This window comes from Arthrobacter sp. H14, from assembly GCF_000520495.1.
GTDB lineage: Bacteria > Actinomycetota > Actinomycetes > Actinomycetales > Micrococcaceae > Arthrobacter_C.
Map to the genome: position 1 here is coordinate 28937 of NZ_KI914662.1, position 625 is coordinate 29561.

General features: G+C 65.8%; 2 protein-coding genes. Both read left to right on the forward strand.

Going from position 1 to position 625, the window contains the following annotated elements; translation table 11 throughout:
• The first annotated feature begins 39 nt into the window (after window positions 1-39).
• Window positions 40-411, forward strand: a complete 372-nt coding sequence (locus tag Y707_RS33505; protein WP_442853297.1) for a GntT/GntP/DsdX family permease — start codon at window positions 40-42, stop codon at window positions 409-411.
• A partial coding sequence (locus Y707_RS32200) for a GntT/GntP/DsdX family permease (RefSeq protein ID WP_026535534.1) occupies window positions 326-625 on the forward strand: 300 nt, incomplete at its 3' end. The genes Y707_RS33505 and Y707_RS32200, both read left to right, overlap by 86 nt.

Below are 625 nucleotides of genomic sequence, written 5' to 3' on the forward strand. Positions count from 1 at the left end.
GTGCTGCTGACGTTGGTCCTCGTCGCCTTCGGCGCGATCGTGGACGCCACCGGAGCCAACTTTGGCTTTGTTGGCGAACTGGGTAATCCGGTGTTTGCCATGTTCCTGGGCGCCGGAGTCTCCTACCTGCTGGCCCGGAAGACTCTGCCGGGACGCGAAGTCGGCTCTGCCGTGTCCTCCGCGCTCACCACCGCCGGACCCATCCTCGTGCTGACCGGTATCAGCGGTTCGCTGGCCATGGTGATCAGCGCGTCCGGGCTGGACAAGATCCTCGCCGGCCACCAAAACGACGTCGTACCCGCCCCTCGCCTTGAGCCTGTCGCCGGTGCTGCTGACGTTGGTCCTCGTCGCCTTCGGCGCGATCGTGGACGCCACCGGAGCCAACTTTGGCTTTGTTGGCGAACTGGGTAATCCGGTGTTTGCCATGTTCCTGGGCGCCGGAGTCTCCTACCTGCTGGCCCGGAAGACTCTGCCGGGACGCGAAGTCGGCTCTGCCGTGTCCTCCGCGCTCACCACCGCCGGACCCATCCTCGTGCTGACCGGTATCAGCGGTTCGCTGGCCATGGTGATCAGCGCGTCCGGGCTGGACAAGATCCTCGCCGGTTACTTCTCGACGGGGCTGCTC